This is a genomic window from Enterococcus sp. M190262 (assembly GCF_005843965.1).
In the GTDB taxonomy this organism is placed as follows: Bacteria; Bacillota; Bacilli; order Lactobacillales; family Enterococcaceae; genus Enterococcus_D; species Enterococcus_D gallinarum.
Genome location: NZ_CP040461.1, coordinates 2,749,561 through 2,764,815, shown reverse-complemented (window position 1 = coordinate 2,764,815; position 15,255 = coordinate 2,749,561). Strand labels below are relative to the sequence as shown.

Below are 15,255 nucleotides of genomic sequence, written 5' to 3'. Positions count from 1 at the left end.
TTATTTTTAAGGAGTTGATAAAATGCCAATTCAACCAGTAAGCGGTGAGATAAAGGCTCAGCCGCTTAATGATAATTTTAGCTATCTAGACAGCAAAGCAAGCTCAATGATTGGTGGACCAAAAGAAACATTTACCAGTCTAAGTGCTTTAAACATTAAATATCCTAATGGATCAGGATCAGCTATGCTTGTTACTGATTCAAATGGAGCAAATGGATATTTATATACATGGAACGGAACTGCGTGGATAAAGGGTCCCTTGTATCAAGCACAGGGAATTGCAACTGGATCTGTTACTACTCAAAAATTAGACGAAGGGATCTTGAAAACTTATACAGCGGAGAAATTAATTTTTCGTTGGGGTTCAATGAACGCAAATGATGGTAGTCTTGTTGGTGTAAACAATATTGCAGTGACTTCAACACGAGCAATTAGTTATAGTTATGTATATAGCAAAGGCACCAAATTTAAATTAAATGATGTTGTAAATTATAAAGCATGGGTAAACATATTTCACGAAAACGGCTCTTGGAATAAATCAATTAGCTTAAATGCTATTGATGAATGGATCTTGGAAGAAAATTCTAAAATTTATCTTGTTGTTGCTATTGCTGGTGATACATCATTTAATGCGCAGACTCTCAACTTAATCCAAAAAGAAATATCAATAACGACACTAAAATCTGATTATGATACAAGATTTCCAGTAACAGCTAGACTATTATCAGGGTCAGAGTTAGATTGGTATTATCTAACTATTAATGCAGATACCGGAATCGCAACAGCAAGTAACACTAGACTTAGTTCTGACTATATCTATGTTCCTAAGGGGACCATAATTTATTCGGATACTCCGACATTAGGACAGTGGGCTGCTCATCTATATAATTTAGATAAGACCGTTCGTACAAAAGATAGTAAATTATTTGGAAATAGTTTTTTAGGATTGTTAATTGAAGAAGATTCTTATATTCGGATAGTCATTGCAAATCCAGACAATTCGACAATAGATGCTAGTAGTTCAATTTCTAAGCAGTTAGTTTCTATAAGAATTCCTTTTACAGTAGGTATCGCTAGATCTGAAAACATAACATCATCTGTAAATAATGTATCTTTACCTCTGAGCTTTTTCAATTTTATTTATGGTAGTGGTAATATTAACACTGGCGAATTAACGAATGGGGGGAACAACAGAATAAGGACTGCTCAAAGCTTCTATGTGAAAAAAGGAGTTACAGTTGAAATTGAATCTAATCAGCAATTTTCAATATATTTTTACGAGCTATCCTCTGGCGAATATATTAGAGATTATTCAGTATCTTTTCTTTCGGGTAGAACTAAATATTTCACACCAGATGATGGTTATATCGCAATAGTTATTGCAAATTATGATAATTCTCCGATTGAAGATATATCAGAGTTAGCAAGTAAAATAAGAATATTTTTGACAAATGATAACTATCTTTATCTAAAAGCTGATGACAGAGCAATAGCAAATATTACAGGAATAAAGGAAATAAGTTTACCTTTTGAATTTGGATCAAGCTTGACTTTTATAGGGGATGAATTATGGAAATTTAATCCGAGTGAAGATGATAATTCGGCTCAGTCACTTGCAAGTTCTTATATTATTGATTTTGAAAAGGAAGAGATTGTTCAAGTTAGAACCCTATTGATAAACTGGGGACACGTTAACACGCTTAATTATAGCGAATACAATGATTCAATTGTATTTTCTAACGGGAATATTGAAGATACAAATGAAAGAAGTAAAAAATTTTTTGTTTTGGAAAATTTTACTAGCAAGATGTCTAAATCAGCAATAGATATTAGTGAATGCATTGAATATAATGTCAGTTCCCTAAATATAGAAAATACCAAAGGGTTATCTGTTGCGTTACAACCTTGTTGGGGTGATTGCAATGACTATAGAAACAATATTATTTATTTGCTATGGAACGATGGTCATACAAAAAAAATATCTAAAATATTGCTTGGACAAGGTGCGAATGATTTAGGAAGTGGAAACTTTATTCCTCAAAAAGGGGATAATGAGTTTAATGGAACAATGAAGCTTATAACAACATATGACGGACATGATTATACGGACAAAGAATGTACGCAAGACGCTACTTATGCAAATGGATATATATTTGAAGGTATAGGGCATGATGGATTTTGGTATGACAAGATCAAACTAAATGAAGCTGAAAACACATTCTCCAAGTTATCTTTTCAAGAAAGACATTATTCGTCAGATGGGAACTTATACAATAGTGTCACGAATGGCGTTGCTGTAAGAGACGGTTTCCTATTTTCGACAGTTTATCATAGAGCTAATAGCGATAGTGAAGCCGATTATGTAAAGCTTGTTTCTCGAAAATTATTATGAGAAAGCGTATTAAAACAAATCCAGTTTTGGTATACTTCATCTGGAGGTGTTTTAATGAAAGGGGAAAGAATAGACTGGGTAGATAACTTAAAAGGAATAGGAATAATGTTGGTAGTTTGGGGGCACTTTTATCCTCCAATTCTTATAAAGAAATGGATATATAGCTTCCATATGCCGCTGTTTTTTTTCCTATCAGGATATTTAAGAAAACAAAGAAGCTTTAAAGATACTATGGCAATTAAAACAAAAACTTTGCTAATTCCTTATATAGTCATAGCGCTAATATCTTTTCCAATTGGTTTTATTAGAGATTATGCTTTTTCGATACAAACTTCTCTTGGAGAAAGAATTGGACAACTATTTTTTATAGATGGATCGGTTGGCTGGAATAGTCCAATATGGTTTTTATTAGTATTATATTTAGTTGAAATAGCATATTCCTTTATTGACAGCATTAAAGTCAATAAAAATCTTATATTAATAATTTCCTTTTTTGCTGGTTATGTAATTTATATGATGGGTATAGTTCTACCACTAGGTATTCATATAGTTTTATGGATGCTACCGTTTTATCATATTGGTTTTTTATTTAGAAAAAGTGATATTATCAATAGAGTCAGGAAGAAACAAAGCGTGTTTTTTGGCCTTTTATTTGTTTTAGCAAATATCATTATTACAACTTTTACTTCAAAAGAGGTTCCTGAAATATACCATAGTATCCTAAATAATTATTTTGTATATTATATAAACGCAGTGATTATGATCATTGGGTTGTGCCTTCTATTTAAATATTTTCGAAAAATAAACATACTAGAAACGTTCTCTAGAAATGCCTTGTTTATATTGGAAACTCATTATTTCATGTATTATGGATTTTTAGTAATAGATCGTTTCGTTGCTGGAAATAGATTGTTCTTGTACTCATTTATTCCATCAATTTTCATGACTTCATTTGTTTTGTTAGCTTATTATATTTATTTTAATTATTTAGATATTATCAAAACAAAAATTTCCGCTGTGAAAACTAACATTTCTGAAAAATTGTTTTAATTTAAAGAGGAGGGATTACTTGATAACAATATATAACTTAAATAAAAAGAAAACTGCTATCCTTCGAAATTTTTATAAAGTTTCATATGAAAAACCAGTCAACCAAATATGGTCGGCTGGTTTTTATTTGCCCGCAAATGATCCCGCAAGAAAGAAAATCGACCAGTTGCACTATGCTGAAATAAAGGATAAAGATGGAGAGTATATTGGTTTATTCCGCATCATGAATCGTACTACGACATTTAATTCAACGGATAAATATATTAAGTATGAATTATCTCATGTGTTATCGACTTTAATTGATTCAGCTATAGAGGGCTACAAACAGACAGGAAAAGCATGGACTACAACAAAAGTTATCAATTGGATTTTGTCCTTTCAAAAAGTAAAGAACTGGCAATTAGGGCGGTGCGACTTTGACCGCCTTTTTGAATACTCTTTTGAGAACCAAAATGGGCTTGCAGATGCGTTGTTTTCAGTGACTGAACCATTTTCAGAGGAGTATATGTGGACCTATGACACAACTACTTACCCCTGGACAATTAATCTTATCAAGCCGGATACTAAACCAGTCTGCCGGATTCGGGAAGGATGGAATCTAAAAGATCTTTCTGTAGAAGAAAACCCTTTAAAGGTTGTAAATAAAATTTACGCTTTAGGCAAAGGGGATGGAATCAATAACCTTAATTTCAAAAAAATAAATGGTGGAAAAAATTATGTGGAAGATCTTCAAAGCCAAAATGATTATGGATTGATTGAATATATTTGGAAAGATGAGCGGTTTACAAACGAGGAATCCTTACTAGCCTCGGCTACGGCAATGCTTGAAAAATTCAAACGACCGATAGTTACTTGGAAAACGACAGCAGTTGATCTAACGAAGTCAATCCCAAGCAAATCAACTATCAAAATTCCGTCAGTGGATAAATTAAGGTCTGGCCAGGTGGTACAGCTTTGGACAGAAATGTTCGGAGTTGTAAATCTAAGAATCGTCAATGAAAAAAAATCAGATATGTTTGGAGATCCGGGAAATATAGATTTGGAGATTGGATATATCGGGGAAACAGTGGCTACTACTCTTGCGGATCTTGAACGACAAATGGAAACAAATGGAAATATCTAAGCTTTCTAGTGTTGGGGCAACAAATAAAGATACGGTGACTTTTGCAGAGAATTGCGATGAAAACTTTCCTCTAAAAATCAATTTTTATTGTGAAGAGGAACTCAAAAGAATCAATAAAATATTGCTTACCTATCAGACAGAAAAATACAGGGCCTACAGTAAAGCTACTAAAGGTGGGGGTGCCATCGTATCTGGCGGAACAACAGCTGGGGGAGGTGCCTACGTGAGTGGATCGTCTACCCAAAGCGGTGGCGGAACTACTGTCGGAAGTACCTCGCAAAGCGGTGGAGGGGCAACAAGTAGCGCTAACGGAAGTCATAGACACGCCACTTTAAAGTATATATCTGATGTCTCTGGAGAAACTTCAGTTGGTTCACCACGTCTTTATGAAGCATATGGAACAGGATTTCGGCTTATTATCCCTTCTGTCTCAATGGCTGGTGATGTGACCACCTCTCAAGCAGCAGATGACCATACGCATACTGTTCCGGCACATACTCACAATTTCAGTGTCACTGTACCAGCTCACTCACATCAATTTAATATCAATATTCCAAATCATACTCATGATTTTAAGATAGATATTCCTGATCACACACACGAAATTGATTATGGTATTTGGGAAGATTCGAAAACTCCTTCAAAAGTAGAAGTGAATATTGATAATAAAGTGGTCACTACATTAACAGGTACCAGTGCAGATCGATTTGATATTGTTGAGTTTCTCTATAACGATGATGGATTAGTCACACGAGGCTGGCACACGATTGAAATCAAACCTATAGGGGCAAGAGCAAGGTTTGTCGGTCAATGTACAATATATGGATTTATAGGGGCTACAGACGGAGGTGAATTTTAATGAAAATACGCTATCTAGTTGAAGGAGAATCAGAACCAAGAGAGGTTGGTGAACCTAATTTTGATTTTGAAGAATATAAAAATATCATGATGGGAAAGATAACAGATGAACACGGTAATGCGCTAAATGATATCTTTATCGGCAATCGATCTTACAAAAAGATTGCAATTAAATGGTTAGAAGTTTTAGGAGATCAGCCTAAATAGGGCTTTTTATTTTATAGAAAAGGTGGTTAATATGGTGATTATTAATAATGGAATGTTACTGAACGAATTTCGTGGACTGTTAACAAATGGATATATTCAACTTTTTTTGTGGGTTGTAGTAGGTGATATTGTTACAGGTCTGTGTAAAGGGATTTTTGTGAAAGAGGCAAATAGCACAAAAGGGTTGTTAGGAATCGTTAAACACATGTTAGTTGTCTGCTTAGTAATTATTGCTTACCCATATTTAAAGATTATGAATCTTGAGACGTTTGCGACTGCATTCGTCTTTTTTTATATCGCAGTCTATGGGATTTCAATTACTGAGAACTTAGGTCAATTAGGTGTACCGATTCCAAATTGGGTCAAAGAAAGATTGTCGAAGTTACAAGATACAAATACTAATCCAAGTGTTAAGAATACTAATTCAGAGAAAGATTATGGCGATGGGCAGGAGTTCACTGAGCGAAAGGATGATTAGAATGAGTATTCCAAAACCAGTTATTCTAGATATTAGTGAATGGCAGACGCCAAACTCTATCAACTATGATAAGTTGGCTAGCGCTGTTGACGGTGTAATTGTTCGCATACAGTATGGATCACGGTATATCGACAAGCACTATAAGACTCACATTGCAGAATTTCAAAAACGTGGTGTTCCAGTGGCGGTATACGCTTGGGTTCGAGGAGTTTCAAATTCGGATATGGAGAAAGAGGCGACAGACTTCTATAACCGTGCGAAAGCATATAATCCAACGTTCTGGTGGCTTGACGTAGAAGAAAAATCAATGAGCGATATGAGAACTGGGATTGAAAAGTACCGAGCAAAATTTAAATCTCTAGGTGCTAAAAAAGTGGGGGCATATATTGCTAATCATTTGTATGCAAGCTTTAATTTAGATACTTCAAAATTTGATGGTATCTGGATTCCCACATACGGTTCAAACAATGGTCAGTATAATGGTTCGAATCCCACAGCTACTTCTAACTATGATATCCATCAGTACACATCTAACGGCAAGTTAAGTGGGTATTCCGGACCACTCGACTTGAATCGGATTGTTCGTAAAGGATTTGAATATTTTTTTGGCAATAGTTCCACTGGCTCAAACACAGATAATGGATCTTCTAGCAACTCAACAACAGGAGGAAAAATTAAAATGAAAACTATTACTTTAAAAGCCAATGTTAACTTACGTGTTAGCGCAAATACTAATAGTAAGATTATTGCAACCTTGAAAAAAGGTAGTAAAGTTGAGTTCAATGATATTGTAACTGGTTCGGGCTATATTTGGGGTGTGCAGCCTCGAACGGACAGTTACAAAAAAGGCTATATAGCCATTGGAAAGATTTCTGATTGGGGAAATATTATATAAAAATAGCCTGCTACGGCGGGCTTGTACATAGAATAAAAACACCCATTACGCTATTTGTTTGATATTTATAAAAAAGATAAAAAAACAATTTATTTGTATTTATTAGTGTGTTATAACTTAGTTGTGAAGTTATTTCAGTTGGAAAGGAGTAAAAAAAAGAAATATATGCTTAAGAGTAGTAAAAATATAAGTTGTTCAGTGTTTTATTTCTTTTGGGACATGTTCTTCATTTAAAGTTGGTTTATGAATTGGAGGTCGATTAAATGTATAGAAAAATAAAGCGTTCAATATTTAGTGTATTGTTAGGACTATTATTGGTAGTCGGAGTGAAAGCATATGCATCTGAGACTACAGATGCAAGTACAATATATGATGATGCTGTAAAAGAGAATATTATTGATCCAGCACTCTATCCTAAAAGTAATTGGCTTGATGATGAGAAGAAGTACATGCGACCAAACTATGATTTTTTTAAATCCAATATACTTGATTCTGTTAGCTATAACGAATGGTTAGAAATGAATAACTATGGTGTTATGAGTGATACAAAATTGCCTTTACTGCAAAATAAAAATTCTAACAGAAGACAGGCTCGGTCTGCACAAGACAATATTAATAAATTTTGTAAAGATGCTAAAGCTGGTGATATTTTAATAGTTAGTGGCAATTTTCCAACCGGTGTGATAGGTCATGCTGCGATAATGAATTCTGATAATACAGTGCTGGAGATGAGTGGCGGAGAAGGATGGAAAAAAGGAATTCCAGATAATAATCATCAATATTCAAAAAGAACATGGATTAAAAATCATATTAAAGATTGGACAAGCATATATAGAATATCAGATTCTAAATTAGCTAAAAAAGTTGCTAGGTATGTTGATACGCATTATTTCTCTTCAAAAGGTACTGCAACAAAAGATATCCATATTGATTATAAGATTGATTCACTTCTGAAAAATAAAAATCCAAATTATTGTTCAAAATTGGTCTATCAAGCTTTTTATTACGGGACTGGAGACTTGCCTGTAATGAAACCAACAATTCCTTGGGGTGTAATACCACCTGCAAATCTTCCAACAACCTTTTCGAATAGTTATAAACCAACTTATATAGGGAGGTATTAACTATGAAAAAAATGGTAGGAATAGTTCCTTTTCTATTATTGATTTGGCTGCATCTAGGCTATGGTACCTTTGGTAAAATGTCTGTGTTTCATCAATCTTTTATGACTCTATCTAATTTTATGGATCGGGTTGTACAAAACAATCTTGTGTCAACATTAATTCTTTTTTTAGGAATTCCCGTTTTATCAATAGTTGGTTGTTATTATAGTCTTTATAATGTGAAGAGTAACTATCAAAAAATCATTTTTGGGGTTATGGTACTCGTATCAATTATTAGCTTTGGCTTCTTCCTACTTATTACGTTAATGGGTGTAGCAAATCAATAACGCATAGATAGGGAAATAATGGATCTTCAACTGAAATAAAAAAGACCCTCTTACTCAGAATCGAGTAGGAGGGATTTTTTGCGCTCCAATATTAAGTTTTCCATCTCTTCTATATCCTCAAGAGTAGCTTGTTTGCGAAGAAATGATCTAGTCGTACTGCGGTTGCGCAAATATCTTGCGTGTTCGCGATTTTTTTCTTGCCATTTCTTATTTGCTTCAGTCTGTTTGCTATTTTCTTCCAAGGGTACACGCCTCCTTTATTTACTTAAACCAAATAAGCCAAATGATTAATCCGATGAAACCTATCCAGGCAAGAGTCACTTTCCAATCTAATTTAATTTTCTCTAAAGTGATAATTATATTTTTCCATTCTTTTTTCATGGTATAATGAACATAGAAGCTAGGGGGTGTTAACCACCCCAGCTAAGTTTGATTGAGAACTTGAATATTAGAAGTGTGATTTCGAAGCCAACTTCTAATTTTCGGGCTCTCTTTTTTCTATGTCTCACTTTCTATATTTATATTATACTATCGATAGTATGGATAATCAAGCTTTTCCTGCCTTTTTTGTAAAAAAATAGCCCTTTTCAGGGCTCAAAAGGATCTGTTCAAAGACTCGAATTCAATCATAATTTTCGTTTTTCCAATCACCGAATACTTCTTCACAACAAACTGCTTACGATCGTTAAACTCACCAGCAACTACTATCCGCATTCCTTCGTCCACATCTGCTAAAAAGTTGAGACTGTGTGCAGCGATCAAACAATTTACATTATCCAGCGAGAAACGCACTAAAGGGGTCCTCGATATTTTCAACACTCGTGGCTTCGAAACTACACCTTTCAATGACTTCATGATTATCGCCACCGTATCGTTGTACATAGTAATTAAAATTAGTTTTCCCTAAAGTAAGTTTGACATAATGATCAACGCAACGAGTTCCAAAAACGCACTCTTGAGATTCAGATATACTATCAGGAAATTCCTGTACAAACTCTGAATAAGAAATATAGCCCTGCTCATACTGACTGATTACATTCATGAGAGATCAAACCATTTTAGCTCCCCGGCGTAAAATTCTACATTTCGAATTTCCTCATATTCAACGAGAGTAGAATCAACGTAAATTCCTATTTCATTATGCCCGGAAAGGCAGCCTACAATGTCCGGCAAGAATTTGTCATTCTGGGTGTAGTTAAGCTGAACAGCAATCTTTTTATTTTTCAAGAGAGCCTCTTGAAGAAATTCTCCAATTTCTTCAATTTCCATTTCCGGTTTAGGTGGGTAAGTGTAGCTCGTTCCTTTTCAACTTTATTTACACTTGTTGTATGTTCCGATAAAAAGAAACCTATCCATTTTAATTTTTTCCGGTCCTCGTAATGTTTAATCATTCCCATAATTATCACTCCTCACGGAATTTGTACGAACCTTTATTCGTTTTTTTGTAAAGCGAACAGATTATTAATTCCCACATTATTCCCACGAAAAATGTAAAAACATATAATATTCCAGAAATTAAAATAACTCTATATAAAAGAGCACATAGAAATACATCACTGTATTAAAGTCGATTATAAACGCTCAAATAGATCTGGATAAAAGGATAGAAAAGGGTATAAAAATGAGATATTTTAAGAAGCCTTCATGGCCGTTTTGAAAATGGACGAGGATGAGCCGAAGAAATAAGATTTTAAAAGTAAGATCAATAGGAGTGGGTTACAAACAATATTACATTTTCAGTTGTGGTTTTATTGCTATTGGTATAATATAAAAGTATCTTATGGAGGAGATGCTTTTTTTTTGCATTCAAATTAAACAAGAGCCTAGATTTAAGATAAGGAAAATTCTAAAAAATAAACTAAGTCCAAAGAAGTTGTTAAAAATGATAGGGATTACTCGTCAAAATATAATATGTTATGCGGATGGAAAACAAATACCTAGTTTAGATATTAAGTAGGAACCATTCTCAATTTTGAAAAAAAATTATGTGAAAAATCCGAAAACCGATAGTTTATCTACTCATATTAAGACAAACGGAGAAAGAGATAACTCAACAAGTGTTATCAGAAATGCTTGATGTTTCTAGATAAGAAATATGTAGTAGGACACCACTAAAAAAGACAAATGCGAAAATTGATGGTTTATAAGTTGTTTGTATGGTAAAAAATTGGTTCAAAGAAGCAGAGTTTTTTCAAAAGATTAGTGATTCTTCTATGTATTGATATACAAAAAATCGAGGTATTTCTAACACAGAAACATTAGATTGGCATGTACACTTAAATAAGGTTTCATAGATATGGAGTAAAAAAATTTTTTATGATAGGAGAAAAACATTGGTCTTTTTTGAAAGTTTTCATTTTGATGAATCAGATACTAAATTTATATTTAGTAAAGATAGTCTTTGTTTTCAAGAAGTTATTGATTCATTCAGTAATGCAAAATCTATTGTTGTAGTTACATATTCACTTCCGACAAGTAAAAATAGTAAAGATAGTTTTTTAATGAATTCTATTTTAGAAGCTACAAAAAACGAAATTCCAGTAAAAATTATTACAAATATTCCTGGAAGATTTGAAGAGTATTATAATAAAGGAAGTAAAAGTAAATCAAGACAAAAAATAAGTAAATATGTAGAGAGTTTCAATCCAAAAAAATTTGGTTATCTGTTGACTATGTACTTCAACTTTAATAACCATATTAAAATTATCATGACAAATGAGATCGCTTTTGTAGGATCAGCGAATTTCAGTGAGGCTAGTGGTAATAATTATGAATCAGGGATAATATCACGAAATCCTTCTTTTTTAAGACACTTGACAAATAAAATTATTCCAGAGATTGAAAAGGAGTCTTTAGGATACTACGACTCAATTGAAAGTGAGATTTTATTGGATAATATAATAGCTCTATTTTATGTTGAGGACTATATTCAAAGAGTACTAACAGATATTTCTCAAACAAGTTTTTATATTACTGGTACGAAATATGGAGTAGGAAAAGAATTTAACGATTGTAAGGATTCATCTGACGAGTTGCGTTGGAAGAGACTAATTCACGTATCAGATATGCTAGAATTTTTTTGTGACCATTTAACTGATTTAGATAGTACCTACTTTAATTATGATAAGGACCTACAAGAATTCAAGAAATTTTATGATGAAACTACCGAATTTCTTTGTACTAAAATAGCTAACTTAGGATTGAGAATCGAAGAAGGAAAAAAATTTGATGAGTATGAATTCATCATGAATTTGGTTGAGGAATTGGAACATAGTTCAATTGGATACCTAGAAGACAATTCTTCTCTCGAAATAGCACAAAATATGGCATATCATGAATCCCAAAATCGAATGTATGAATTACGTGATGATCTAATCAAGTTAATGGATTTTATCCAAGAGTATATCGATACGGTCTCTGAAGGGCGAGAACAATTAGGGAAATTTGTTTCTAAATACAATAAGTTGAATAGAAGAATTGATAATACGAATTTACAGCAAGAATAATTTTAAACTTTTCTGATTAGATATTCTTGGAATTTAATACCACCCCAAAATCTTCCGACAACTTTTTCGAATAGTTACAAATCAACTTATATAGGGAGACATTAATTATGAAAAAAATGGTAGGAATAGTTCCTTTTCTATTATTGATTTGGCTGCATTTAGCCTATGGTACTTTTGGTAAAATGTCTGTGTTTCACCAATCTTTTATGGCCCTATCTAATTTTTTAGATAGTGTTGTACAAAACAATCTTGCGTCAACATTAATTCTTTTTTTAGGAATTCCTTTATTGTCAATAATTGGTTGTTATTATAGCCTTTTTAATGAGAAGGATAGCTCCCAAAAAATATTTTTTGGAGGCATGGTACTCGTATCAATTATTAGTTTTGGTATCTTTCTATTTATTACGTTAATGGGTTTAACAAATCAATAATCAATAGAGAAATAATAGATTTTTATGTGTAGAAATCAAAATCCCTCGTACTCGATTCTGGGTAGGAGGTTTTTTGTCAAAGTACAAACATACGTTCGAAATGATGTGAGACATAGTCCTCAACTATCAGAACTGTATGAAGTGTAGCACAAAAGTACGAATATGATTAGCTATACTCAAAAAATAAAAAAACAAGAGATACAGAATTCTTATTTGCTAGTCCAATCACAAACATAAAATCTAACAATAATGTTTTACTAAATCAAAGACCCTAGCCATGCTAAGGCCTTTCTTCATTGCTTCAAATTCAATCATAATCTTCGTTTTACTAATCACCGAATACTTCTTCGCAACAAACTACATTAGTTTTAATCATCTGTGAATTTATTTATCGATCTTTTTAATAAATAGTAATACCAAGATATCATTGGAATAAAAATAAAACTTAGTAGGTAAAAGAGGTAATTTTTTTGAATAAATAAAATAATCGTAGCAATAGAGAAGAACACTAGTAACACTAAGAATAGATTGATGGCCGTATTACATGTCTCTTAAAGTTTTTACTCATAACTTTCCTGCTTTCATTTTAGTGAAAGTATATCATTTTCCATAAATTCACTTGATGCTTTTTGAATTGTAGTGGGCTTTGTTTACAATAGAGACTTGTTAATTGATTCATATAACAAGTAATATTTTTTTAAAACATTTTTGCATACTTACTTATTGAAAACAATTTATAAAATCACTTTCATTTTATAAATAACTGGATTTTTATCAAATAAAAGTTCAAAATACTTATAGAATATAATAGGTTTTTTCATCAAAAAAGCTAGAGACTTCAGAATATTTTAGCGAAAACTCATTATTATCTCCATTTATTAACAATTCTGAGGAGTATACTGCTTCTGTTAAATGAAAACCACGAAAGAAAATTAACTGATTTCCCTAAGAATAGAGGAGAACATTTTAGCTCACATGAATGAATGCTAAGTGGATGCTTTCTTTGATGAGACAGCCTCCTAATGGTGTGTTTCTGTAGAATAGTTAAGTGTAAATCTGGTTACAAAATTTAAAAAGTGTTGAGGAGTCCACTATGCAAAAAATTTTTCCCAAAGTTCCTGCTGTTTCGAACAATAGTCGTTTGTTTGCTATTCTAATGGCTTTTTCAGGAGGAGCAATAGATGTCTATTGTCACAATTATTTCCATGGACTAGTTGCTACACAGACCGGAAATATAATATTGATGGCGTCGAATTTATCTCAAAATGATTGGCAGCAAATGCTTCCTAAAATCCTATCTATCATCATGTTCACAGTAGGTTTTTTATTAGGGATTCTTCTTAAACGGAGTAACTTCAGTGACTACTGGCGAAGTTACACCATGTTGCCTGCGATTTTATCTAGTTTTGTCATTCCATTATTACCTCATGATCTTCAGCTTTTTAAAATTGGTATTCTTGCTTTCGGGAGTGGTTTACTTATGCTGACGTTTAGCGGTACTCAAATTGAAGGAAATCCTTATACGATTATGATGACCTCGGGGAATTATCGTAAGATGCTTAACGAGTGGTACTTGTATTTGACCTCAAAAGATAAATCTTCCATGCAAAAACGGAATGCACACAACTATACTATAGTCGTTGTCTCTTTCATAGTTGGTGCATGTTTACTAGCCTTTATCAGCCAGTCTTTAAAAATGTATTCGATTTGGATAGTAACGATCACATTTACCATTTCTTTTTTTATTGAAATTTACCATGCCAAGAAGACGAATAAATAAAACGTCAAAGCAACATGTATGTTAAACAAGCTAAGTCTTATTTTTAAACATATGACCACTAAGTATTATTGATGAAAAGAGAAATTAGTGGATGAAATTCGTACAAAAGAACATGTGAGATAGTTATGGCAATTGGGGAGTTTAAAAAAGCGCAAAATAATTTCTGTCTTTCTGACTTTTCAAAAAGACTGTTGAACCAACTGATTATAAATACACTACCTAATTGATCAGATAAGGCACAAGATAATGTAATCGAGCCCGTATCAAATTTGTTAATAGAGTCTCACGAAAAGTTATATTTTTAAGTTTAATCTATTAGCTAGTGTCTCCAAGTATTTGCTTTTTGATGGATGAGCCATAGAGCCATAATAGTTTATCAGTTTTCTCTCAAAAGAGTCACATAATAACCAAAAAAGTAAATATTATTTACAGAATGATTATTGTAACTAAAACTCTCTCTTACACGGAATTAAGTAGGAGAGATTTTTACGTTCAATTCAATTTTTCCTTAGTTCGTTAAGAATAGGTGATTATTACATTAATCTTTAGTATCGTTATCAAACAGTCGTCAAACTAAAGAAGTGTCATACTTCTTTGGAATCGTTAATGCCATGTTTAACAGCAAGCCGAATAATCCAGTATAAGACAAAGCCAATAAAACCATACCAAACAAAACTGAAAAGCCACATTTTGAACTCCTCCTTTTTCCTAAATTATACCACGATAAAAAATAGTCACTTACAAATATTTAGAAAAGAGAAAAGAGGATAATTAGTCTTCATGTCTCTCCAAAGCACCATTGCTCATTAAAATAACTTCTCTTAGAAAAAATAATACTTAAGAATAAGGATTTTTCCATTTTGGGAAGATCTTTTTTGTCAAACAAAGCAACAAATATTCTTTTGATAATAAAATAATCTATGAATAAATTATTGATTCAAAGAAACGAGCATAGTATAATTAAGAAAATAAAAAATATATTTCTACTAATTTATTAATTGCTATTTAATCTGACTTAGGATAAGGTATTAAGCCATCATGATGGGTTTTAATATAAAGAAACGAAGGAGTGTGGAGATAGATGA

Annotated in this window: 15 protein-coding genes; 12 read left to right on the top strand and 3 right to left on the bottom strand. The window is 32.5% G+C overall.

What is annotated here, in order from left to right; all coding sequences use genetic code 11:
- Nucleotides 1-22 precede the first annotated feature (22 nt).
- From FE005_RS12995 to FE005_RS12955, 9 genes are all read left to right on the top strand, one after another.
- Complete coding sequence (locus FE005_RS12995) at nucleotides 23-2,392, top strand: hypothetical protein (RefSeq protein WP_138371939.1); 2,370 nt, start codon at nucleotides 23-25, stop codon at nucleotides 2,390-2,392.
- 54 nt (nucleotides 2,393-2,446) lie between these two features.
- Nucleotides 2,447-3,442: an acyltransferase family protein gene (locus FE005_RS12990; protein ID WP_138371938.1), complete on the top strand. Its 996-nt coding sequence runs from the start codon at nucleotides 2,447-2,449 to the stop codon at nucleotides 3,440-3,442.
- 19 nt (nucleotides 3,443-3,461) lie between these two features.
- Nucleotides 3,462-4,565 (top strand): phage tail spike protein, encoded by a 1,104-nt coding sequence (locus tag FE005_RS12985; RefSeq protein ID WP_175413552.1) that lies wholly within the window; start codon nucleotides 3,462-3,464, stop codon nucleotides 4,563-4,565.
- Nucleotides 4,552-5,424: a hypothetical protein gene (locus FE005_RS12980; RefSeq protein ID WP_175413551.1), complete on the top strand. Its 873-nt coding sequence runs from the start codon at nucleotides 4,552-4,554 to the stop codon at nucleotides 5,422-5,424. The genes FE005_RS12985 and FE005_RS12980 overlap by 14 nt, the downstream gene beginning before the upstream one ends.
- A complete protein-coding gene (locus FE005_RS12975) occupies nucleotides 5,424-5,630 on the top strand; it encodes a hypothetical protein (protein WP_138371935.1) in 207 nt (68 codons plus the stop codon). The genes FE005_RS12980 and FE005_RS12975 overlap by 1 nt, the downstream gene beginning before the upstream one ends.
- A gap of 31 nt (nucleotides 5,631-5,661) precedes the next feature.
- Nucleotides 5,662-6,108, top strand: a complete 447-nt coding sequence (locus tag FE005_RS12970; RefSeq protein WP_138371934.1) for a holin family protein — start codon at nucleotides 5,662-5,664, stop codon at nucleotides 6,106-6,108.
- Between the two features lies 1 nt (nucleotide 6,109).
- Nucleotides 6,110-7,003 (top strand): GH25 family lysozyme, encoded by an 894-nt coding sequence (locus FE005_RS12965; RefSeq protein WP_138371933.1) that lies wholly within the window; start codon nucleotides 6,110-6,112, stop codon nucleotides 7,001-7,003.
- A 263-nt stretch (nucleotides 7,004-7,266) separates the two neighbouring features.
- A complete protein-coding gene (locus FE005_RS12960; protein WP_138371932.1) occupies nucleotides 7,267-8,127 on the top strand; it encodes a hypothetical protein in 861 nt (286 codons plus the stop codon).
- Between the two features lie 2 nt (nucleotides 8,128-8,129).
- Nucleotides 8,130-8,453, top strand: a complete 324-nt coding sequence (locus FE005_RS12955) for a hypothetical protein (RefSeq protein ID WP_138371931.1) — start codon at nucleotides 8,130-8,132, stop codon at nucleotides 8,451-8,453.
- 50 nt (nucleotides 8,454-8,503) lie between these two features.
- Here FE005_RS12955 and FE005_RS12950 read toward each other — a convergent pair whose 3' ends face one another.
- The 3 genes from FE005_RS12950 to FE005_RS17055 all read right to left on the bottom strand — a co-directional run bounded on the left by FE005_RS12950 (nucleotide 8,504) and on the right by FE005_RS17055 (nucleotide 9,680).
- On the bottom strand, nucleotides 8,504-8,695 hold the full coding sequence (locus FE005_RS12950; RefSeq protein ID WP_138371930.1) for a hypothetical protein: 192 nt from the start codon (nucleotides 8,693-8,695) through the stop codon (nucleotides 8,504-8,506).
- Nucleotides 8,696-9,047: 352 nt separating this feature from the next.
- Complete coding sequence (locus FE005_RS17060; RefSeq protein ID WP_138372222.1) at nucleotides 9,048-9,308, bottom strand: hypothetical protein; 261 nt, start codon at nucleotides 9,306-9,308, stop codon at nucleotides 9,048-9,050.
- Nucleotides 9,309-9,491: 183 nt separating this feature from the next.
- Nucleotides 9,492-9,680, bottom strand: coding sequence for a hypothetical protein (locus FE005_RS17055; RefSeq protein WP_242386830.1), 189 nt, complete (start codon nucleotides 9,678-9,680; stop codon nucleotides 9,492-9,494).
- Nucleotides 9,681-10,786: 1,106 nt separating this feature from the next.
- Here FE005_RS17055 and FE005_RS12930 point away from each other — a divergent pair.
- From FE005_RS12930 to FE005_RS12920, 3 genes are all read left to right on the top strand, one after another.
- Complete coding sequence (locus FE005_RS12930; protein ID WP_175413550.1) at nucleotides 10,787-11,959, top strand: phospholipase D-like domain-containing protein; 1,173 nt, start codon at nucleotides 10,787-10,789, stop codon at nucleotides 11,957-11,959.
- A gap of 107 nt (nucleotides 11,960-12,066) precedes the next feature.
- Complete coding sequence (locus FE005_RS12925) at nucleotides 12,067-12,390, top strand: hypothetical protein (protein WP_138371927.1); 324 nt, start codon at nucleotides 12,067-12,069, stop codon at nucleotides 12,388-12,390.
- Between the two features lie 1,093 nt (nucleotides 12,391-13,483).
- Complete coding sequence (locus FE005_RS12920; protein ID WP_138371926.1) at nucleotides 13,484-14,170, top strand: YoaK family protein; 687 nt, start codon at nucleotides 13,484-13,486, stop codon at nucleotides 14,168-14,170.
- Nucleotides 14,171-15,255 lie beyond the last annotated feature (1,085 nt).

Excerpts from the sequence above, each read along its gene's own strand:
- FE005_RS12990 (WP_138371938.1), top strand. The coding sequence starts at position 2,447 with ATGAAAGGGGAAAGAATAGACTGGGTAGATAACTTAAAAGGAATAGGA.
- FE005_RS12995 (WP_138371939.1), top strand. The coding sequence starts at position 23 with ATGCCAATTCAACCAGTAAGCGGTGAGATAAAGGCTCAGCCGCTTAAT.
- FE005_RS12975 (WP_138371935.1), top strand. The coding sequence starts at position 5,424 with ATGAAAATACGCTATCTAGTTGAAGGAGAATCAGAACCAAGAGAGGTT.
- FE005_RS12920 (WP_138371926.1), top strand. The coding sequence starts at position 13,484 with ATGCAAAAAATTTTTCCCAAAGTTCCTGCTGTTTCGAACAATAGTCGT.
- FE005_RS12980 (WP_175413551.1), top strand. The coding sequence starts at position 4,552 with ATGGAAATATCTAAGCTTTCTAGTGTTGGGGCAACAAATAAAGATACG.
- FE005_RS12955 (WP_138371931.1), top strand. The coding sequence starts at position 8,130 with ATGAAAAAAATGGTAGGAATAGTTCCTTTTCTATTATTGATTTGGCTG.
- FE005_RS12965 (WP_138371933.1), top strand. The coding sequence starts at position 6,110 with ATGAGTATTCCAAAACCAGTTATTCTAGATATTAGTGAATGGCAGACG.
- FE005_RS17060 (WP_138372222.1), bottom strand. The coding sequence starts at position 9,308 with ATGAAGTCATTGAAAGGTGTAGTTTCGAAGCCACGAGTGTTGAAAATA.
- FE005_RS12970 (WP_138371934.1), top strand. The coding sequence starts at position 5,662 with ATGGTGATTATTAATAATGGAATGTTACTGAACGAATTTCGTGGACTG.
- FE005_RS12960 (WP_138371932.1), top strand. The coding sequence starts at position 7,267 with ATGTATAGAAAAATAAAGCGTTCAATATTTAGTGTATTGTTAGGACTA.
- FE005_RS12925 (WP_138371927.1), top strand. The coding sequence starts at position 12,067 with ATGAAAAAAATGGTAGGAATAGTTCCTTTTCTATTATTGATTTGGCTG.